Consider the following 19,301-nt stretch of genomic DNA (forward strand, 5'->3'; position numbering starts at 1 on the left):
CCGGCGGAGGTACGCCGGAGGTTCGGATCGTGCCTGTCCGTCTTCCTTAAGACCATGACTTCGTGCGGGGGGTTAATTGGGGGAGTTGACCAGGGAGTTGAGTGCCTCTTCGGTCATGGTGTCGGGGACCTTGACGCCGGTGGGGAGCTTGTAGCCCTGGCCGCGGACGGCGCCGCCGGGGAACTCGGCGGTGTGGATGTTGAAGTACCAGTTCTGGGGGTTGGCCTTTATGCCCTCCAGCAGGTCGTTGTCCTCGACGGTGACCGTGCCGTAGGTGAACTTCTTGCCGTCCTCCAGCTTTTCCGTGAAGAACGGGATCTTCACGTCGCCGTTGACGCCCTTGACACCCTTGTGGAGGTGGCCGAGGGTCGGCGTCTGGATCCCGGTGAAGGTGAACGCGTAGGAGACCTGGTTGCCCTGGATCCGCATGAGGGCGAGGGCCTGCCCGTCCTTGTCGCCCACGGCCGGTCCACCCTCGACCGGCACCTCTTCGGCGCCGTTCATGAGCGACCCGAAGAAGGTCGCGTCCGCCTTGTTCTTGTCCCACTCACCAGCGCCCTGCGCGGTGCCGGATTCGGCACCGTGCTCCGCACCGGCCGACGCGTGCCCCGCGGCGGCCGGGCTGCTGGCCGCGGCATCCGCGCCGGCACCGGTCGCGGTGTCCTCGTCGTTGCAGGCAGTCAGCAGGAGCACACCGGCGGCGGCGGACACGGCGATGATGCCAAAACGCTTGCTGTTCATGGTGTTTATTGCCTCTCGGGTGGTACGACCACGGCTGTCGCGCGGTCCGTCACCCTCAACAACGGAGCCCCCTCGCTGTCCCCTCACCCGATGACACGCCTGAGACATTCCCGGGACGACCTACGAACAGTCGGAACACGACCTTGACCGGAACCCGCGCGGAGCGCCCGGCACGGCGGCTGCGGAGACCGGTCCGGGGACCCGGCCCAGATTGCCGCCGTACGCCCGCTGACCTGTCATTTTCTTCGCCTCGCGCGCCCGCCAGATCTGATCTGGCGGGCGCGCGGTCACGTCTGGCGCCTTGTGGGTGAGGGCGGAAGTGACGGTGAACGAGGGGGGAGGCGGCTCGGATGCGACAGCACCGCGAGGGGGAGCGGGACGGCGCGGCGACGCCGCTGCGCGTCGCGGTCATCATCGGCAGCACCCGCGAGGGGCGCCTCGGTGACGCGATCGGGCGGTGGTTCGCCGAGCTGGCGGGCAAGCGGGACGAGCTGGAGGTGTCGGTCGTCGATCTGGCCGGCTTCGACTTCCCCGCGCGCTATCCCGACCGGGCCACGGAGCCGATGGCGGACTTCACGGCGGAGGTCGACCGCGCGGAGGCCTTCGTGGTGGTGACACCCGAGTACAACCGCTCGTTCCCCGCCTCCCTCAAGCAGGCCGTCGACTACGCGTACGACGAGTGGCAGACCAAGCCGGTCGCGTTCGTCAGCTACGGCCACGGGTCCGGCGGGCTGTACGCGGTGGAGGCGCTGCGCACGGTCTTCACCGAGCTGCACACGGTCACCCTCCGGAACGGAGTGTCGATCAACCTCTTCGACTGCGGCGACGACGTGCTCGACATCGACTCGGTGACGGAGGAGCGCAGGGACCGCGACGCGAGCGTGCTGCTCGACCAGCTCGGGTGGTGGGGCCTGGGCCTCCGCGAGGCGCGGGCGGCCCGCCCGTACATCTGCTGAGCACCGGCGGATGAGTTTCGGGCTCCCCCGGAGTCGTAAGAGAGAACCGCTCGGACGTTCCGACACGATCAAGAAGAACGACAAGGACTGATGATGAGTAATGATCTCGCGATCGAGACCACGGGGCTGGTGAAAGTCTTCGGCTCGAACCGCGCCGTGGACGGAGTCGATCTCGCCGTGCCGACGGGCACGGTCTACGGAGTGCTGGGTCCGAACGGCGCGGGCAAGACCACCGTCGTACGGATGCTCGCGACGCTGCTGCGCCCGGACGGCGGTGAGGCCCGCGTCTTCGGCAAGGACGTGGTGAAGGACGCCGAGTCGGTCCGCAGCCGGGTCGCGCTCACCGGGCAGTACGCGTCGGTGGACGAGGACCTGACCGGTTCGGAGAATCTGATCCTGCTCGGCAGGCTCCTCGGGCACACCAAGCCCGACGCCCGCGACCGCGCGGGGCAGTTGCTGGACGCGTTCGGCCTTGACGAGGCGGCGGCCCGGCAGGTCAAGAACTACTCGGGCGGTATGCGGCGCCGTATCGACATCGCCGCCTCCATCCTGAACACCCCGGACCTGCTCTTCCTGGACGAGCCGACGACCGGCCTCGACCCGCGCAGCCGTAACCAGGTGTGGGACATCGTGCGGGCTGTTGTCTCGCAGGGGACGACGGTGCTGCTGACGACCCAGTATCTGGACGAGGCGGACCAGTTGGCGTCGCGGATCGCGGTGATCGACCAGGGCAAGGTGATCGCCGAGGGCACGAAGGGCGACCTGAAGGCGTCGGTCGGTTCCGGCGCCGTACATCTGCGGCTGCGCGACGCGGCCCAACGGCCCGACGCCCAGCGGGTGCTGGCCGCCGCGCTCAGCGCGGACATCGTGCTGGACCCGGACCCGCTCGCGCTCACCGCCACGATCAGCGGGGCGGGCAGCGAGCAGGGCGCGGCCGAGCAGGCCGGGCGGGCGCTGGCCGAGCTGGCGCACGAGGGGATCGTCGTGGACAACTTCTCCCTCGGCCAGCCCAGCCTGGACGAGGTCTTCCTCGCCCTCACCGACAAGAAGAAGAGCAGCACCGATGCGAAGGAGGTGGCGGCGGCATGACCACCGTAGCCACGAAGAGCCAGGACCTGGACGACCTCGAACTCGCCACGCCCACCGCGGACGATCTCGCCGCGCTGCTGGTGAACAAGGAGCGGCCACCGAGGCCCAGCGCGCTCTCCGCGTCGATGACATTCGGCTGGCGGGCGATGCTGAAGATCAAGCATGTGCCCGAGCAGCTTTTCGACGTGACCGTCTTCCCGGTCATGATGGTGCTGATGTACGCGTATCTCTTCGGCGGGGCGCTGGCGGGGTCGGTCTCCGCGTACATCCAGTTCCTGCTGCCCGGCGTCATGGTGATGAGCGTCGTGATGATCACGATGTACTCGGGCGTCGCGGTCAACACCGATATCGCCAAGGGCGTGTTCGACCGCTTCCGTACGCTCCCGATCTGGCGGCCGGCCCCGATGGTCGGCTATCTGCTCGGCGACGTGATCCGGTACATGATCGCCGCGGTCGTGATCCTCGCCGTGGGTCTGGCCATCGGATACCGGCCCGAGGGCGGCGTGCTGGGCATCACGGCGGGGGTGGTGCTGCTGCTCGTCTTCTCCTTCTCGTTCTCCTGGATCTGGACGATGTTCGGGCTGATGCTGCGCACCGAGAAGTCGGTGATGGGCGTCAGCATGATGGTGATCATGCCGCTGACCTTCCTGAGCAACGTCTTCGTCGACCCGAAGACGATGCCGGGCTGGCTCCAGGCCTTTGTCAACAACAGCCCGGTCTCCGAACTCGCCAGTGCGGTACGTGAGTTGATGGCGGGCAACTGGCCGACGCACGACATCGCGGTGACGCTGGGCTGGTCGGTCGGCCTGGTGCTCGTCTTCGGTACATGGACGATGCGGCTCTACAACCGCAAGTGAGCGCGTGATTCCCGACGGCTGTGGCCTGCGACTCCCCGGGGGAGAGCCGCAGGCCACAGATGTGTTGACTCTCCCCGAGGGGCAAGCCCCAGCATCGGTCGTGCCGGGCGAGGCGCCCGGTACGAGGAGAGGGACGGCGGTGTTTCGTGGCATGGAGAACATGGGTGAACTGACCATCGGCGCGTTCGCCCGCGCGTCTCGGCTGTCGCCGAAGGCGCTGCGTCTCTACGACGAGCTGGGGCTGCTGACACCGGCTCGCGTGGACGGGACGACCGGCTACCGGTATTACACCGAGGCCCAGTTGGACCGGGCCCGGCTGGTGGCGTGGCTACGGCGCGTCGGGATGCCGCTGGCCCGGATCGGTGAGATCTGCGATCTGTGCGAGACGGATCCACGAGCCGCCGGCCTGGACATCGGGGCGTACTGGGCGCGGGTGGAGACGGAGACCGCCGCGCGCCGGGACCTGGTGACCTTCCTCGTTGGCCAACTGTCCGGGATACCGGCAGGGGAAGGCGTCGAAGAGATGTCTGAAATGGGCAAGGGCAAGGGCAAGGAAATAGCGATGCGTTACGCGGCCGGGTCGGACCGTGGACTGGTCCGGCCGGTCAACCAGGACACGGCGTACGCCGGTTCACGGCTGCTCGCGGTGGCGGACGGGTTCGGGGACGACGGCGCGCGGGCGAGCGGCGCGGCGGTCGAGGCGCTGGTGGCGCTGGAGGAGTCGGTCCGGGGCGCGGACGTGCTCAACGGCCTGGCGGACGCGGTGGAACGGGTGAACCGGGCGGGGGCGGCGGCGGGGACTCCCGGCGGTTCCGGGACCACGCTCACGGCGATGCTGTGGACAGGGTCCCGGCTGGCGCTCGTGCATGTCGGTGACACCCGCGCGTATCTGCTGCGGGGCGGTGAGGTCTCCCGCATCACGCACGACCACACCCTCGTGCAGTCGATGATCGACGCGGGCAGCCTCACCGCCGAGGAGGGGGTGTCCCATCCCCGACGGGCGCTGCTGCTGCGCGCCCTGGACGGCAGTGAGGACCACGCCCGCCCTGATCTGCGGCTGCACGATGTGCGGCCGGGCGACCGTTATCTGCTCTGCTCCGACGGTCTGTTCACGGTCGTACGGCCCGACGACATCCGGCGCGTCCTGCGTACGGCGGCGGAGCCGGAGGACGCCGTCCGTGAGCTGATCGCGCTGGCTCTCGCGGCGGGCGGACCGGACAACGTCGCCTGTGCGGTGGCCGACGCGGTCACGCGGTGACCGCGACCTCGGGGGGCAGTGCTTCGCGCAGCGCCGCGATCAGCGCCTGGACGGCGGGATGGGCCGCCGAGCCCCCTCGGAACGCGACCTCGCTCCGTCGTCGCAGGTCGAGCGGGGTCAGCAGGGTGCCGGGCGGTGGGTTCTGCGCGCTGAGGTCGGGGACGACGGCGACGCCCGCACCCGCCGCGACGAGGCCGAGCGCGGTGTCGTAGTCGTCCACGCGGTGCCACGACGAGACGTGGAAGCCGCTCGCTTCGCCACAGCCGCGTCACGCTCGTACGGCAGAGGGTGCCGGGCGTGGGCAGGATCCAGGGGGAGTGACGCCACCTCCGTACGGCTGCCGCTGCTGCCCGCCGGACCGGGGGCGGTGGGCGAGGCGCTGGGGCTGTTGAGGGCTCACAGCCGCCAGGTGAGATCGGCGGAGGGGGCTTCGCTTCCGCTGGTCCCGCCGTCGTCCGCGAGCTCGGGGCGGTAGGCGCAGGTCGAGCCCGTCGTCACCGACTTCCGCAGATGCGCGGCCAGTTCGGGGTGGAGCGCGTCGAGTTTGCGCAGGGTGTCGCGGATCCGGGCCGTGACCGTCTTACGGGCCCGCTCGGCCTCGTCGCCCAGCCGCCGGGTGCGTCCGCCGAGACCGGCGGCGGTGCGGAGTTCGTCGAGGAGGGCCCGGCGCTCCCTGTCGTACGCGGCGGCGCGCGCGTCGTCGCCACGCTCGCCCGCGCGGTCGATCCCCCGGTCCAGTTGGTCGAGCCGCCGCCGGTACTCGGCCTTGGCCCGTTCGTCCAGGACCGGGTCGCCGCCCATGGCGCGTGCCGCCACGGCCGTCTCGCCGCCGTCGGGGGCGAGCAGCCTGACGGCGGGGAAGTCCGTGCCCGGGTGCGAGAGCAGCGTGTGCAGATCGCGCAGCCCCTTGGCGTCGGGCACATGGACCGCACGCCCGCCGAAGGCGAGCGCCCACACGGCCCCGTCCCGCCTGAACTCCGGCCCGGGTGGAACTGGTTGAGCCCCGTCGGCCTCAGCGTCGGCCTCCGTGTCCGCCTCGGTGGCGGCCTGGGCGTCGGGGCGGGTCCTGGTGTCAGGCCCGATCGCCCTTTCCGTATCCCCGCCGCCTGTTAGACCCATCGTCCTCGCCGCCCGCGACGTCCCCGCCCGCAGCGTCGCCTCCGCCGCGGCGTCCCCCTCCCCGCCGCGGGCCCGCAGCGCGTCCGCCAGTTCCAGACCCGCCCGCAGGGACCACGGTCTCGCCTGGAGACGGTCGGCCGAATCGCGCGCCGACGTGAACGCGGCCACCGCCGCGTCCCAGCGTCCCTCCGCCGCGTCCAGCATTCCGAGCCACAGATCGACCGGTCCGCTGATGTCGCAGCCGTACAGCGCGACGAGCCATCGGCCGCTGTGGGCGCCGAGGGCGTCCCGGGCCTCGGCGATCAACTGGGGATCGCCCGTCGCGGCAGCCGTGTGCGCCCGGAGCCGGAACAGCAGCGGCGCGAAGATGCGCGACACCGGCTCGTGCCTGTTCTCCAGCTCCCGCAGATGCCGCAGCGCCCGCTCCGTGTCTCCGCGTTCGACCGCGGAGATCCCGTCGAGCAGGTCGGGCAGCGGGTACCCCACACCGTTGAGGCTGCGCGATACGGTGTCGGCCTTGTCGTAACGACCCCGGAGCATGTGCAGCGCCCAGAGCAGATGGGAGGCGAGATACTCGTACGGCCCGTGGCCGTCCGCCGCCTCGACCGTGTCGGCGTACCACTTCTCCGCCTGCTCGAAGTCGCCGCTGAGCGCGGCGACGATGCCCAGGTCGACCGCCTTGCCCATTTCGTATCTGCGCTTGCCCGCCCGCTCGGCCAGGGCCGCGTACGTACGCAACTGGCTCAGGTAGAGCGGATCCCCCAGCTCCAGCAGCGTCACCCAGCGCATCGCCGCGGCGTGCACCTCCATGTCCAGATTCTGCGTGCGGCGGGCCACGGCCGACATCTCGGCGGTGAGGGTGAGCCGCTCCTCGGAGGTGCCGAGGCCCCAGATCGTGTCGTGCCGCGCCCAGAGGGAGAAGGCGAGCGCCTCGTCGTCATCGTCCCGGCGGGCGAGATCGGTGGCGCGGACGGCGAGATCCTGGGCCATCCGCTCCCTCTCCCCGCCGCGGGCCACGGGATGGTCCGCGCGGCCGTCCCCCTCCCGGTCCCCCTCCCCGCCCCCGCCCCCTTCCCCGTCGCCGTCGCCGAACAGCGCGCGGTACGCCTCGTGCAGCAGCTCCGCCGCGTGCGGCCCCTGGCCGGGGAGGTCCTGCAACTGGTGGACCGTGAGCGCGACGCGGGTCAGCAGCTCCGGATCGCCCAGCTCCCGCGCCGGTGTCACCGCGCGGTCGAAATACCGCTGGGCCTCGTCCTCCATGCCGTGGTGCCGCAGCTCGCCGGCCAGGTCGAGCGCGATGAGGACGGCGCGGCGAGGGTCGCCCTCCCCGGCGGTCTCGGCCACCTCCAGCGCGCGCCGGTAGTGACCGATGGCCTCATCGGCCGCGAGCCTGCTCGACGCGTCCCGCGCGGCCGCGAGCAGCAGATCGATGCGGCGGTCGCGGTCCACGGTGTCACCGGCGAGATGGGCGTGCCGGGCCAGATCGGCGGGGAAGATCTTCTCGCCCAGCGCCGGCGAGGAGTCCAGGCCCCGTACGACCGCGCCGTGCAGCCGGGCCGCTTCCGCCTCCTCCAGGGAGTCGTAGAGCGTCTCGCGGACAAGGTCGTGGGCGAAGGCGAACCGGCCGCCCTTGCGTGTCACCACCAGCCGGGCCGACACCGCCCGGTCCAGCAGCCGGTCCACGTGCGGCACGGGCGCCGACGTGGCGGCGGCGAGCACCTGGCGGTGGAACTCCCTGCCCAGCACGCTCGCCGTCACCAGCAGATCGCCGACCGGCTTCGGCAGCATCGACAGCCGCCGCCGCACGGCCTCGCGCACACCGGGGGCGATCGTGCTGACCGGGGATCCGCCGTGCCAGAGTCGGGCGGTCTGCTCCACGAAGAACGGATTGCCGCCCGTGCGGCTGTGCACCTCGTCCACCAGGGCGGGCTCCGGCTCGCGCCCGGTGGTCAGCGCGAGGAGCGCGCCCACGTCGTCCCTGTCGAGCCCGGTCAGCGTGACGGCGGTGGTGGCGCGGGCGACGAGCGGAAGGATGAGCTGCTGGAGCGGGTGGCCCGGCGCCTCAACCTCCACGTCCCGGTACGTCCCGATGAGCAGCAGCCGCTCGAACCAGGCGTGCTGGGCGGCGAATTCGAGAAGTTTGAGTGACGCGGTGTCCGCCCAGTGCAGGTCGTCCACGACAACGACGACCGGCCGGTCCTGGGAGATCGTGACGAGGGCGGTCGTCACCGCGTCGTACACGGAGAAGGCGTCCTTGGCCTCGTCGTCCCCCGGGGCCTCGCCGAGGAGCACCGCGAGCCGCCCGCCCGCCGCCTGCTCGGCCTTCGCCCACTCCGCCTCGCCCAGGCCGCGCCGCATCCCGCGCACGACCTGCACCCACGGCCAGTACCCCGGGGCGCTGCCTTCCCAGCAGGAGCCGCCGAGCACGAGGGCTCCGCGCTGCCTGGCCTCCTGGGCGGCGGCGGTGACCAGCGTGGTCTTGCCGATGCCCGCCTCGCCCGCGACCAGCACGAGACCCCCATGGCTGTCCGTCGCCCGGCCGATCTCCGCGCGAAGGACGCCTGCGGGGTGGTCACGCCCGATGAGTGCAGGGGTCATGCCCAAAACCATAGAAGGCACCACTGACAATCGGCATACGAAATCTCTGCCGCACGCGCGAACAGCGGTGTTCTCCGGCGAAGAGGCGCGCGCGTGCGTCACGCGAGTGGGCCCGCGGCCACCGAGGTGACCGCGGGCCCACCGCGTAAGCCGATCAGCCGGATCAGCCGGATCAGCGGATCAACTCGATCCGCTGGATCAGGCCGGGAAGAGCGTGCCCAGCTTCTGGGCGACGATCGGGTCGCCCTCTATGCGGAGCCGGCCGGCGGTGAACTCCTGCGTCCCGTCGGAGGTACCCGACTGGATGGACTTGAGGGTGTCCGCATCCAGCACGAGGGTGGCGTTGGCGTCCGCGTTCGCCCCCTCCTGCAGCGAGCAGGTTCCGTCCTTCACGGTCAGCGAGAACTGCTTGTCCTCGTCGGTGACGTTGAAGCCGAAGGTGAGGTCCAGGCCGGCGGCCGCCGCCGAGTCGAACCTGGCGGCGAGAGCCTGCATGGTGGTGTCGGAAGTGCTCAAGGGTCTCTCCATCGTTCAGCGAGCTTGGTCGAGGTCCATTCAACCCCTGACGACCGACCGCTTGAGGCACCTTCAAGGAAACATTCGGAACGTTTCGGAGCGGGCCGCCGCGATGCACACAACAGTCCCGATCGGCTACGTGATCCGGTGCAGAAAACCCGCGCGTTTGTAGTAGGGGTACGTGTCAACTCCCCTGTGATTGACCGGACTTGATCGTGTCCTGACCGGTGTCCGGTCGCCCGCCGGGCCGGGGCGCGCCGTATCGCGCGAGCATCCCGACGGTCGCCGCCGGACCGGCCGCGACACCGCCGCCGCGCTCGCGACCATGCGCGCGGACGCCACCGTCACCGACGACGGCTCGACCCACACCGGCGCGGCCGAGATCGAGCGGTGGCTCGGTACGGCGGCGAGCGAGTACACGTACACCACCGAACTCCTCGCCGTCGAGAGCGAGGACGACACTCACCACACCGTCACCAACCGCCTGGAGGGAGACTTCCCCGGCGGGCGCGTCGACCTCCGCTTCCGGTTCACGCTCCGCGACGGACTGATCGAGGACCTGACCATCGCGCCGTGACTCCGCCCCGCCCACGGATCATTCGCCGCGGACGACGACCACCGGCACCGGCGCGTGCTGCGTGACATGCAGGCTTACGGAGCCCAGCAGAGCCGCCTTGAACCCGCTGTAGCCGCGGTCGCCGACCACCAGCAGTTCGGCGCCCTCGGCGCGGGCGAGCAGTGCCTGGGCGGCGTGCGCGCCGACGACCTGCCGGTCGACGGCCGCCGCGCCCTCCTTACCGAGGGCGGACTCCAGCGTCTCGTCCAGGATCTGGGTCGCCAGCTTCTCCGGGTCGAACTCCGGCGGGATGCCGGGCGCCATCGTCGCCCACGCGCCCGCCGGGTACTCCCAGCCGATCGCGGCCTCCACCGTGTCACCGGTGAGCCCGGCCTGCCGTACGGCCCAGTGCAGCGCCTTCACCGAGGAAGCCGACCCGTCGACTCCCACAACTATCCTGCCCATGACATGCCTCCGGAGTTTTGTTGAAGTTTGTATCAGCGATGCCGACAACCTCCGGCGGCACCCGGCTATTCCGCCGGTCACCGCGCCGGTCACCACGCTGAGCGGCGCGACGACCGGCGCGCCGGTGGAAACTCCTTACCGCGCCGGCCGGAAAGAGCGGAGACTCGCCTCATGGCTGACATGGGGTCTTTCCGGGAAGCGGTCATCGCGTGGGCGGCCGGCGGCCCCGGCGGACCCGCGCGGGAGCTGGCCGCGCGACTGTCCGTCCGGGCCGCCGTCCTGCTCGAAGGACCGAGCGACGCCGCCGCGGTCGACGCGCTGGCCGCGCGCCGCGGCCGGGACCTGGCGGCCGAAGGGATCTGTGTCCTGCCGATGGGCGGTGCGATGAGCGTCGGCCGTTTCGCCGGGCTCCTCGGACCACCGGGCCTGGACCTGCGTCTCACCGGGCTGTGCGACGAGGCGGAGCGCCGCTTCTACGCGGACGGCCTGGAGCGGGCCGGTGCGGCGCGGCAGGAGTTCTTCGTCTGCGCGGCTGATCTGGAGGACGAGCTCATCCGTGCGCTGGGCGTGGCGCGGGTCGCGGAGCTCGTACGGGCGGAGGGCGACGTACGCGCCCTCCAGACGTTCCTGCGTCAGCCCGCGCAGCAGGGGCGCCCGGCGGAGCAGCAGTTGAGGCGCTTCCTCGGTACGAAGAAGGGGCGCAAGATCCACTACGGCCGCGTCCTGGTGGAGGCCCTGGACCCCGACCGCACCCCTGCCCCGCTCGACGACCTGCTCGGGGGCCTGTGATGCCCGGCTCCGCACCGGCCTCGTGTCCGGACCTCACCACCGACCGTCTCGTCCTGCGCTCCTGGCCCACGGCCGAGGTCTCCGCCGCCGTCGTCGGCGAAGGCCGGCTGTCCCACTGGGCGGAGGACTTTCCCGCTGAGGGCGACCGCGTCATCGCGGGCTTCATCGCCGAGCACCCGGACACCCTCGGCCCGTACGGCCAGCGTCAGATCGTGGAGCGCGCGACGGGCCTGATCGTCGGAGCCGTCGGCCTCTTCCCGCCGGCGGAGGGCACGATCGAGTTCGGCTACGGGATCGTCCCCTCCCGCCGGGGCCGGGGTTACGCCTCCGAGGCCGCCCGCGCCATCGCCGCCTTCGCTCTGACCGCGCCGGGCGTGCACACCGTGCGCGCGAACGTGGAGCTGTCCAATCCGGCCTCAGCCCGCGTCCTGGAGAAGGCCGGGCTCACCCGCGTGAGCGCCGACGACGGGACGGCGCGGTACCAGCTCCCTCCGGATCATCCTTCCGGACGGATGTCGTGAACGGACGTTCAAAGGGGAACTCGTAAGCGTAAGGGGGAAGTTGGGCACGGGAGGCCCCCACCCGCCCCCGCCCCCCTCAACAGTTATCCGCAACTCTGTTGAAAATACCTCCCTGGCCAGGCCTTGTCCGGAAAGGGAGCGTTCAGCGAGAGTTCATCCCGCGACGCCCCACACACCCCCCATCCACGTCGCCGGACAAGCGCCCGGCCATGAATCCGCGCGTCGACCAGCCCTCATCCCCAGGGGCTCGACGCGGCGCGGTTCGGCGCTGCCTCCGATAACGAGAGGAAGCACTGTGCAGGTTTCCCGGAAATATCTCGTCGCCGCCGTGACCGGCGTCCTGCTCTCGGCCTCCGCCGTGACCGGCGCGCAGGCCGCCGACCCGTCCGGTGCCGCGGGCCAGGCGCCCCGGTACCAGCCCGAGATGGTGGCGGCACTCGCCAAGACGCTCGGTGGCAGCGAGCAGGCGGCCGTCGACCGGCTCGACCACGAGGCAGCGCAGCAGCGCGAGTTGGCCGCCGTGAACAAGCAGGGCATCAAGACGGACGGCGCCTTCTTCACCAAGGCCGGCACGCTCACGGTGAACGCGCCGGACGCGAGATCCGCGGCCCAGGTGGAGGACGCCGGTCTCACCGCCCGCGTCCCCGAGCACGGCAAGTCCGCGCTGGACCGGATCAAGAGCGAGCTGGACGCGAAGGCCGTCGAGCAGGTTCCCGCCGGTGTCTCGTCGTGGTCGGTCGACCTCGCGTCGGACACCGTCACGGTGGAGGTGAACAGCGACAGCGGCGCCGCCGCCCGTTCGTTCATCAAGGCCGCGAGCAAGCACGGCGACGCCGTCCGTGTCGTGCGTGGCCAGGAGCGTCTGGAGACCCAGGCCGTGGTGCCCCCGGGCAGCCGGATGACGTTCAACGGCTACATCTGCTCGGTAGGTTTCGGAGCGCGTGACGCCGCCGGAAAGCAGTACCTGGTGACCGCCGGGCACTGCATCGAGGACCTGCCGAACCTCGCGTACAACAACGTCAAGTTCGCCAAGGGCACCAACTCCCGCTTCGCCGTGGGCACGCGCAGCGTGGACATGGGCATAGCGGCGGTCGACGCCGAGGACTCGATAGGCACCCAGGTCACCACGTACGGCCAGGCCGGGAACGTCGCGGTCCGGGGCAGCACGCGCGCGTCGCAGGGTTCGGCGATGTGCAAGTCCGGCCAGACCACCGGCTGGACCTGCGGCACCGTGGGCTCGTACAACGTCACCGTCACGTACACCGACGCCAACGGCGGCCCCGACACGGTCGTCACCGGCCTCGGCAGCTCCACCGTCTGCACCGAGGGCGGCGACAGCGGCGGCGCGTACATCTCCGGCAACCAGGCGCAGGGCATGACCTCCGGCGGCCCGATCGGCCAGAACTGCACCGGCGTGAACACCCGCGGCTCCTCGTACTTCCAGCCGCTCACGGACGCGCTCTCGCACTACAAGCTCACCCTGAACGTCGCCTGACCCTCTCCGCACGGACTGATACCGGACGTCACCTGAGCAACTGATCTCTCCGATGCCCCCGGAGAGACAGCGGCGGAGCCGCCCACCCTTACCGGTGGGCGGCTTTCGTCGTCCGCTTACCATCGGACGGAGATATCGGAGTTCGGCTGTCCGGAACTCCTCTTCGATCGGAGCTGCTGCCATGACCGACATGGATACGGACATGGACCTGGGCGGAGCCGACGGAGCCGACGGAGACGCCGAGGTGACGTTCGCCGACGTCTTCCGCGACGCGCTGCGTCGCCGCGGTCTCTCCCTGGAGCGCGTACGCGACCGGCTCGAAGCCCAGGGAATCGGCGTCAGTCTCGCCACCCTCAGTTACTGGCAGCGCGGACGCAGCCAGCCCGAGCGCGCGCGGTCCCTGCGTGCCGTGGACGCGCTGGAGGACATCCTCGCCCTCCCTGCGGGCGCGCTCCGTTCGCTCCTGCGCCCCGGCCGGCCACGCGGCCGTACGACGTCGGAGCTGCTCGACCTGTCCGCCTCGCACCGTGTCTTCGGTGAGAACTCCGACGTGGAACAGGCCCTCGGCGCGGACTTCGCGCGCTTCAACGAGGACGTCACCTCCCTCGTCATCCACGAGACGGTCCACCTCGACGAGGAGCGCTGCATACGGCAGATGTCCGTGAACCAGGTGCTGCGCGCGACCCGCGACGGCGCGAGCCGGATGACGGCCGTGCATGTCATAGACGACCCGGCGACGGCGTCCGTCGACGTCACCGTACGGTGCGGCAGGCTCGGCCGCGTGGAGTTCCTGCCGGAGCGGCAGAGCATCGTGACGGAGATCCTGTTCGGTGGTGAACTGGCGAAGAACGAGACGGTGGTGGCCGACTACACCATCTCGCTCACCCCGAGCCGCGAGGTGTCGACGTACCACGAGCGCCGTACGCGGGTGAGCCTGCGGGAGTACCTGCTGCACGTCTACTTCCACCCGGACGCCCTGCCGGTGAGCTGCCACCGCTACTACCGCGAGCGGATCGGCGCGGAGAAGGCCAGCAGCCGGCAGATCGCCCTGGACGTCTCGCACTCGGCGCACATGCTGCCGCCGAAGTGCCCGGCCGGGATACACGGCATGTCGTGGGAGTGGCCCGCCTGACGCGGCCCTCGTGGGTCACCGTAGGACGCCGGACGGGATGTCAGACCCCGCCGCTAGTGTTTTCCCATGACCGAAGCGTCCGTGTCCACGCCCGCGCACGCCGCCGAACTGCGCGACTGGCGGCGGCTGTTGGACGACCCGCCCGACCCCGCCGTCACCGAGAAGGGCCGCCGGCTCAAGGAAGCCGCGATGCCCGCGCCGAGGCGGCATGGACCGTCACCGCGACCGCGACCTCGCCGTGCATCGACCGCATGGTCACCCTGCGCCTCACGTCCAACGACACGGCCTGGCGCCACACGGGAGGCCCGGCGTGAGGTCGCCGCGCTCGCGACGGAGCATCTGTCGACAACCCGGAGGGCTGGGCCCTGGCACTGCGTCTGATACCGGAGTTCGAGGGCACGCTGCCGGATCCGCTGCCGGCATCGGGAGCCGTGGTGAGCTGAGGGTCACCGCCCCGGGCCTTCTACGCGAAGCGCGAGACGTACCGCCTCTGCCACGGCGTCTCGACCGCGTGCCGTGAATAGTGCTCGCGGACATAGGTGACAGCCTCGGCGTTCGGCACTCCGTCGAGGACCGCGAGACAGGCCAGGGCCGTACCGGTACGTCCGCGCCCGCCGCCGCAGGCGACCTCGACGCGCTCCTCGGAGGCCCGCGACAAGGCTTCCCGCAACGCCTCGTCGGCCCCGGCCCGGTCGGACGGCAGGCGGAAGTCGGGCCAGCGGACCCAGCGGGCCTCCCACTCGACGGCGGGCGGCTCCTTGCCCAGCAGATACAGCGCGAAGTCGGCTGTCGGGCCGGCCGGGAGAGGGTGCCGGAGCCCCCGGCCGCGTACGAGCCGGCCGGAGGGCAGGCGCAGCACGCCCGCCGCCGTGGGCTCCCACGTCGTGTGCACAGAACCGAGTTCAGCCATGGCGCTCGTTCACTCCCGCCTCCGAGGTCCGCGTTGTCCTCCAGCATGCACTCGTTCGCGGCGAGCGACTCGCACTACGGGGGGCCGGGCCGTACGACGAGGGCACACCGCTCGCCCTGTACGGCCCGTCGCCAACAGCCCTTCCGTGGCTACGGCTTGACCGCCAGGAACCCCCACTGCACACAGTCCGCGGCCCCGGCCGGAGCATCCTCCCCGGCCGGGAGGAGGATCTCCGGCAGCGGGCGCAGGCCCGGCGGCAGCAGGGTCAGCCCACGGGCGCAGTCCGCGATCTGGCCGGGCGTACGGGCGAGGTAGGCGCCTTCGGGGTCGGCTGCCAGGTAGTGCTCCTGCATCTTGATCACGCCGGGCGTCTCGATCGTGTCGCACACCGCCAGGTACGAGCCGGAGGCGAGGCGGCTCGCGTACTTCTCGACCAGCTCGGCCGCCTCGGCGGGCGGAAAGTGCCCGAGGGTGGAGAGCACCAGAAGAGCGACCGGCTCGTCCAGATCCAGCGTCTTCGACGCGTCCTCCAGGACCTTGTCCACCAGCCGGAAGTCCTGCTGGAGATAGTGGATCCTGCCCTCGGGCGAACTCCGCAGCGAGCTCGCGTGGTTGAGGACGACCGGGTCGTTGTCGACGTACACGACGCGCGCCTCGGGAGCCGCTCTCTGTGCCATGCCGTGGGTGCCGCGCCCGGTGGGGATGCCCGTGCCGAGGTCCAGGAGCTGGCGGATCCCGCCCTCGCGGACGACATGGTCCGCCACCCGCTCCTGGAAGGCCCGTGACTCCATGGCCGCCGTCTTGATCTCCGGGAAGTCGCCCATCATCACGTCGGCGAGATCGCGGTCGAGCTGGTAGTTGTCCTGGCCGCCCTGGGCGTAGTTCCAGATCCGCGCGGAGTTGGGGACGGTGGGCATGACATTGGTTCCGGGGCGTACGGAGTCGCTCATCCGAAGTCCTTACTCGTCAGGGGCAGGGGCGTGAAACGGGGCGGTGCGAATCCACTGGTCACGTCCACCGCCATTCGGTAGTTCTCCACCGCGTCGGAGTCGTCGGTGATGAGCGTCATGGTCGGGTGGAGGCCGATCTGGATGAGTCTCTCTCCCATGCCGAACTCCTTGAAGCGGAGAATCTCGATATGGCCACAGAGACTGATGGCCAGCGGGTGCGGTACGCCGGGCGGAATGACCTGGATGGCCACCGAGGACCCGACATCGGCGATATGGGCTTCAAGGTAGTCCAGTTGACGGGCCATCACCCCAGGTCCGCCGACACGGCGCCGCAGTGTCGCCTCCTCCAGCAGCACCCACAGTCCGGCCCGGTCCCCGTTGTTGGGGGAGCCGGGCTTGCCCTCGATGGTGTGCTCCTTGCGGGCCTCCAGCAGTTCCAGCCGCAGGCGCCGTACGGCGGGGTCCTCGTAGGGGTTGCGCAGACTCATCAGCGCTTCCGCGTACTCCGTGGTCTGGAGCAGATCCGGCAGCACTCCCGGCGCGTACGAGCGGATACCGGTCGCCGCGGACTCCAGATCGATGACACCGACCTCGGCGACCTCGCGCCAGGGATGCCACCACCCGGGCTTCTTCGCTTCCTCCAGCGCGTGAAGGACGTCGCCCCGCTCCCCGGCGGGCGTCCCGTAGAGGTCGAGCAGCACAGCGACCATGCGCGGATTCGGCACGGTCTCGGCGTTCTCCCAGCGGGCCGGCGTCGCCCGGTCCTTCTTGATGGCGTCCGCCACGCCCTGGAGGGTCATCCCCGCGGCTTCGCGTCGACGGCGCAGATCTGCCCCGAAACACCGCAGGGCGACCGTGGGGCCGGATCTTGGCTGGCTCACCGGGCCCTCCTCGCGTCCGCGGGTGGGGAGGGTCTCTTCCTCTCCGTTCACCTCTCCGTTCAGCGGACCACGATACCGCCGTATCGAACTCTGTCACGTTGCAGAGTGTCCGGCGCGTGGCTACGATGGAGCCCGGAGTTCCCCTACGCGGCACCCCCCTGCAAGCCGCGCCAGGGCCGGGTACCGACCCCGCCGACACGCTGCCGAAGCGTAGGGGCGGGGGGTCACGGAGAACCGATGCCATGCACGTCTCACTACCGGCCGTTCCGGAGCAGATCCAGGTCGCACGGCGCATCGTCCGCAAGGAACTGGCCGGTCTCGGCTGGCCACCGGCGAGGATCGCGGCTTGCGAAGAGGTGGCGGCCCAGCTGGCCCGGCACGCCATCGGTCTCGTAGGCGTCAGCGGTTACTACCTCGGGGTCACGAGGCGTACCGGACCGGAGGACGCCGTCGCCATAAGAGTCAGCGTCACGATCCTGGACGCGCCCACCGAGACGGTGACGGTGCCCGCGCAGAGCCGGTCGGACGAGCTGATCGAGGGGCGGGCCGGAAGGATGTCGGCCGAAGAGCCGGAGCCGCGGCCGGACGACGGCGGCCCGACCCTGGCCGAAGTCCTGACGCAGCGGTGCGGAGCCCAGGTCAACATAGTCGCGCAACAGGGCAGTTGGGCGGCCTCGGCCACCCTTCCCGCCGAGGTGCCTTGCCTCAGCGCGCGGCCGTGACCGTACGACCAACTCTCGGACCGACTCTCGGATCGCTGTCTGGTGGGCAGGGCCCGGTGGGCGCTGACGAACCCGTCTTGGAGAGGCTGCAGTGGACGCATTGAGGAGCACCGCATCCGATGAGCCCGCGCGAGAGCCCGCGCACGAGACGGCCCCGGCACATGCCGGGGCGCAGCACGGGGACAGAGCACCTTTCGGGACACCGCCCGCCGCCCAAGCGGCGGGCGTCGGCGCGGGGCACCGTCTGCCGCGGTCACCGCGCGCCCGCAGGTGGACAGCCTGGTACCGGCCGACGAACGCGGAGCCCCGGGTGGCGGTGCGCGACCGTGACGTCACGCGCAGTGGGGGAGTGGCAGACGTGAGCCGTTCGGTGCTGGTTGTCAGCGGGGCGAGCGGGAGCGCGGAGAGCGTGGCCGCCGCATATGCCCGCCAGGACGACTGGGTCGGGTTCCTCTACGAGCGGGGGACTCCTCCCGACGAGCTGTACAACGTACGGTGCGACGTGAGCGACGCGCTCCAACTGGACGCCGCCGTATCGGAGTTCGAGACCGGGCACGGAATAGTGGATGTCCTGGTCGTGGACGCGGACCGGTACGAGCACCACACCGAGGAATCCTCCGTCTCGGCGGCGGCCGGGACCCGGGCCAGGGCGAACGCGATCATCGGGCGCACGCTGCCGGGTATGCGGGAGGCCGGGCACGGGCGGATCGTCCTGATCGCGTCCACGAAGGGCCTCGGCCGGGGCTCCACCCTGGCGGGCGGCGCCCCGCACGCGGACCTGATGAGCCTGGCGTGGCACCTGGTCCACGAGTGCCGCGGCTCGGACGTGACGGTCAACGTCATCACGTACGGGGCGGCGCAGAGCGCGTCACGCCAGGGCCGCGCGCACCGGGCCCAGCAGATCGCGGACCTCGCGATCCACCTGACCAGGCCGGAGGCCACGGACACGGGCGCGGTGATCCCGATCGAGGTCCTCGGCGCGATTCCGGGCCGCGGTCCGGTACGGGCGGACGGGGCGTCGTACCAGGGCCGATGAACCGCCGCGCCTCCAGGGGACCCCTCAGCCCCGGAGGCGCGGCTTTCTGTGCCTTTTCAGCAGGCGGCGGCGTACGCGGCGAAGTGTGCCCACTCGGTGGGAGCCCTCCGCACGCGGTCCTACCGGACTTCTCGGGATGCGGGTGGTGGAACGACCGCCGTCAGGCGATCTTCGCGCCGTACACGTGGTCCACCGCCATCGCCATCAGCACCCGGCGGTCGGACACCATCGCCGAGCGGTACTCGTCCCAGTCCGGGTGTTCGCCGGAGGCCCGGCGGTAGTAGTCCACCAGGGCGTCGACCTCCGGGCCGTGGGGGTCGGTCCCCGGCCCGGTGAGGGTGACCGGGCCCTCGGCGGTCGCCCAGGACCAGCCGTCGGGGCTGGTGACCTCCAGGGCGGCCCGGGGGTCCCGGCGCAGGTTCACCGTCTTCGCGCGGCCCTCCGTCATCGATACGTAGAGGATGCCCGCCTCCTCGTCGTAGAAGGGCATGACGGGGGAGAGCTGGGGGCGGCCGTCCGACTTGATGGTGGCGAGGACGCCGAGACGGCTCGCCGCGAGCAGTGCGCGCGGGTCGAACGGTGCGGATGGAGTGGTCATGTTCGGCTCCAAGTCATGACGGAGGGGCGGCTATTCCCGCGTCCCCGAGGGTTTCCGGAAGAGTTCGATCATCGCCGCGCAGCGTCGGCGCCGTGACCATCCGCCACGGACC

20 protein-coding genes are annotated in these 19,301 nt (G+C 71.0%); 11 read left to right on the plus strand and 9 right to left on the minus strand.

All coding sequences use genetic code 11. The features are described 5' to 3' along the window. Window positions 1–72: 72 nt before the first annotated feature. The gene (locus ACIBBB_RS28510; protein ID WP_398986908.1) at window positions 73–741 is read right to left on the minus strand and encodes a CHRD domain-containing protein; all 669 of its coding nucleotides are present in this window, start codon (window positions 739–741) and stop codon (window positions 73–75) included. Between the two features lie 350 nt (window positions 742–1,091). Between ACIBBB_RS28510 and ACIBBB_RS28515 the strand changes: the two genes are divergently transcribed. From ACIBBB_RS28515 to ACIBBB_RS28530, 4 genes are all read left to right on the plus strand, one after another. Then, window positions 1,092–1,697 (plus strand): NADPH-dependent FMN reductase, encoded by a 606-nt coding sequence (locus ACIBBB_RS28515; protein ID WP_398986910.1) that lies wholly within the window; start codon window positions 1,092–1,094, stop codon window positions 1,695–1,697. Window positions 1,698–1,790: 93 nt separating this feature from the next. Continuing rightward, window positions 1,791–2,786, plus strand: a complete 996-nt coding sequence (locus ACIBBB_RS28520) for an ATP-binding cassette domain-containing protein (protein ID WP_398986912.1) — start codon at window positions 1,791–1,793, stop codon at window positions 2,784–2,786. Further along, complete coding sequence (locus ACIBBB_RS28525; protein WP_398986914.1) at window positions 2,783–3,643, plus strand: ABC transporter permease; 861 nt, start codon at window positions 2,783–2,785, stop codon at window positions 3,641–3,643. Before ACIBBB_RS28520 ends, ACIBBB_RS28525 begins: the two co-directional genes overlap by 4 nt. A gap of 160 nt (window positions 3,644–3,803) precedes the next feature. Then, window positions 3,804–4,901 carry a MerR family transcriptional regulator gene (locus ACIBBB_RS28530; protein WP_398986916.1) on the plus strand — a complete coding sequence of 366 codons (1,098 nt, stop codon included), beginning with the start codon at window positions 3,804–3,806 and terminating at the stop codon, window positions 4,899–4,901. Here the strand turns inward: ACIBBB_RS28530 and ACIBBB_RS28535 are convergent. The 3 genes from ACIBBB_RS28535 to ACIBBB_RS28545 all read right to left on the minus strand — a co-directional run bounded on the left by ACIBBB_RS28535 (window position 4,891) and on the right by ACIBBB_RS28545 (window position 9,134). After that, the gene (locus ACIBBB_RS28535) at window positions 4,891–5,121 is read right to left on the minus strand and encodes a LysR substrate-binding domain-containing protein (RefSeq protein WP_398986918.1); all 231 of its coding nucleotides are present in this window, start codon (window positions 5,119–5,121) and stop codon (window positions 4,891–4,893) included. The two genes, ACIBBB_RS28530 and ACIBBB_RS28535, sit on opposite strands and share 11 nt — an antisense overlap. A gap of 176 nt (window positions 5,122–5,297) precedes the next feature. After that, the gene (locus ACIBBB_RS28540; protein ID WP_398986920.1) at window positions 5,298–8,618 is read right to left on the minus strand and encodes an ATP-binding protein; all 3,321 of its coding nucleotides are present in this window, start codon (window positions 8,616–8,618) and stop codon (window positions 5,298–5,300) included. A gap of 198 nt (window positions 8,619–8,816) precedes the next feature. Beyond that, window positions 8,817–9,134 carry an SCP2 sterol-binding domain-containing protein gene (locus tag ACIBBB_RS28545; RefSeq protein ID WP_398986922.1) on the minus strand — a complete coding sequence of 106 codons (318 nt, stop codon included), beginning with the start codon at window positions 9,132–9,134 and terminating at the stop codon, window positions 8,817–8,819. A 199-nt stretch (window positions 9,135–9,333) separates the two neighbouring features. On the opposite strand from ACIBBB_RS28545, the gene ACIBBB_RS28550 reads away from it, so the two are divergent. Next, complete coding sequence (locus ACIBBB_RS28550) at window positions 9,334–9,711, plus strand: nuclear transport factor 2 family protein (protein WP_398986924.1); 378 nt, start codon at window positions 9,334–9,336, stop codon at window positions 9,709–9,711. An 18-nt stretch (window positions 9,712–9,729) separates the two neighbouring features. Here ACIBBB_RS28550 and ACIBBB_RS28555 read toward each other — a convergent pair whose 3' ends face one another. Then, a complete protein-coding gene (locus ACIBBB_RS28555) occupies window positions 9,730–10,155 on the minus strand; it encodes a universal stress protein (RefSeq protein ID WP_398986926.1) in 426 nt (141 codons plus the stop codon). A 171-nt stretch (window positions 10,156–10,326) separates the two neighbouring features. Here ACIBBB_RS28555 and ACIBBB_RS28560 point away from each other — a divergent pair, with 171 nt between their 5' ends. The 4 genes from ACIBBB_RS28560 (at window position 10,327) to ACIBBB_RS28575 (ending at window position 14,092) form a co-directional block, all read left to right on the plus strand. Continuing rightward, window positions 10,327–10,944: a TOPRIM nucleotidyl transferase/hydrolase domain-containing protein gene (locus tag ACIBBB_RS28560; protein WP_398986928.1), complete on the plus strand. Its 618-nt coding sequence runs from the start codon at window positions 10,327–10,329 to the stop codon at window positions 10,942–10,944. Continuing rightward, window positions 10,944–11,465 (plus strand): GNAT family N-acetyltransferase, encoded by a 522-nt coding sequence (locus tag ACIBBB_RS28565; RefSeq protein WP_398986930.1) that lies wholly within the window; start codon window positions 10,944–10,946, stop codon window positions 11,463–11,465. Before ACIBBB_RS28560 ends, ACIBBB_RS28565 begins: the two co-directional genes overlap by 1 nt. Window positions 11,466–11,760: 295 nt before the next feature. After that, window positions 11,761–12,960 carry a S1 family peptidase gene (locus ACIBBB_RS28570; protein WP_398986932.1) on the plus strand — a complete coding sequence of 400 codons (1,200 nt, stop codon included), beginning with the start codon at window positions 11,761–11,763 and terminating at the stop codon, window positions 12,958–12,960. A gap of 181 nt (window positions 12,961–13,141) precedes the next feature. Then, the gene (locus ACIBBB_RS28575) at window positions 13,142–14,092 is read left to right on the plus strand and encodes an XRE family transcriptional regulator (RefSeq protein ID WP_398986934.1); all 951 of its coding nucleotides are present in this window, start codon (window positions 13,142–13,144) and stop codon (window positions 14,090–14,092) included. A gap of 463 nt (window positions 14,093–14,555) precedes the next feature. Here ACIBBB_RS28575 and ACIBBB_RS28580 read toward each other — a convergent pair whose 3' ends face one another. The 3 genes from ACIBBB_RS28580 to ACIBBB_RS28590 form a co-directional block, all read right to left on the minus strand. Continuing rightward, window positions 14,556–15,002, minus strand: coding sequence for a protein-tyrosine phosphatase family protein (locus tag ACIBBB_RS28580; RefSeq protein WP_398986936.1), 447 nt, complete (start codon window positions 15,000–15,002; stop codon window positions 14,556–14,558). A gap of 149 nt (window positions 15,003–15,151) precedes the next feature. Then, window positions 15,152–15,952, minus strand: a complete 801-nt coding sequence (locus tag ACIBBB_RS28585; protein ID WP_398986938.1) for an SAM-dependent methyltransferase — start codon at window positions 15,950–15,952, stop codon at window positions 15,152–15,154. Continuing rightward, window positions 15,949–16,833 carry a helix-turn-helix domain-containing protein gene (locus ACIBBB_RS28590; RefSeq protein WP_398986940.1) on the minus strand — a complete coding sequence of 295 codons (885 nt, stop codon included), beginning with the start codon at window positions 16,831–16,833 and terminating at the stop codon, window positions 15,949–15,951. Before ACIBBB_RS28590 ends, ACIBBB_RS28585 begins: the two co-directional genes overlap by 4 nt. A 242-nt stretch (window positions 16,834–17,075) precedes the next feature. On the opposite strand from ACIBBB_RS28590, the gene ACIBBB_RS28595 reads away from it, so the two are divergent. After that, on the plus strand, window positions 17,076–17,555 hold the full coding sequence (locus ACIBBB_RS28595) for a hypothetical protein (RefSeq protein ID WP_398986942.1): 480 nt from the start codon (window positions 17,076–17,078) through the stop codon (window positions 17,553–17,555). A 358-nt stretch (window positions 17,556–17,913) separates the two neighbouring features. After that, window positions 17,914–18,591, plus strand: coding sequence for an SDR family NAD(P)-dependent oxidoreductase (locus ACIBBB_RS28600; protein WP_398986944.1), 678 nt, complete (start codon window positions 17,914–17,916; stop codon window positions 18,589–18,591). 160 nt (window positions 18,592–18,751) lie between these two features. Here the strand turns inward: ACIBBB_RS28600 and ACIBBB_RS28605 are convergent, their stop codons facing one another. Next, a complete protein-coding gene (locus tag ACIBBB_RS28605) occupies window positions 18,752–19,189 on the minus strand; it encodes a PPOX class F420-dependent oxidoreductase (protein ID WP_398986946.1) in 438 nt (145 codons plus the stop codon). Window positions 19,190–19,301 lie beyond the last annotated feature (112 nt).

It is taken from the genome of Streptomyces sp. NPDC051217 (assembly GCF_044455465.1).
GTDB lineage: Bacteria > Actinomycetota > Actinomycetes > Streptomycetales > Streptomycetaceae > Streptomyces.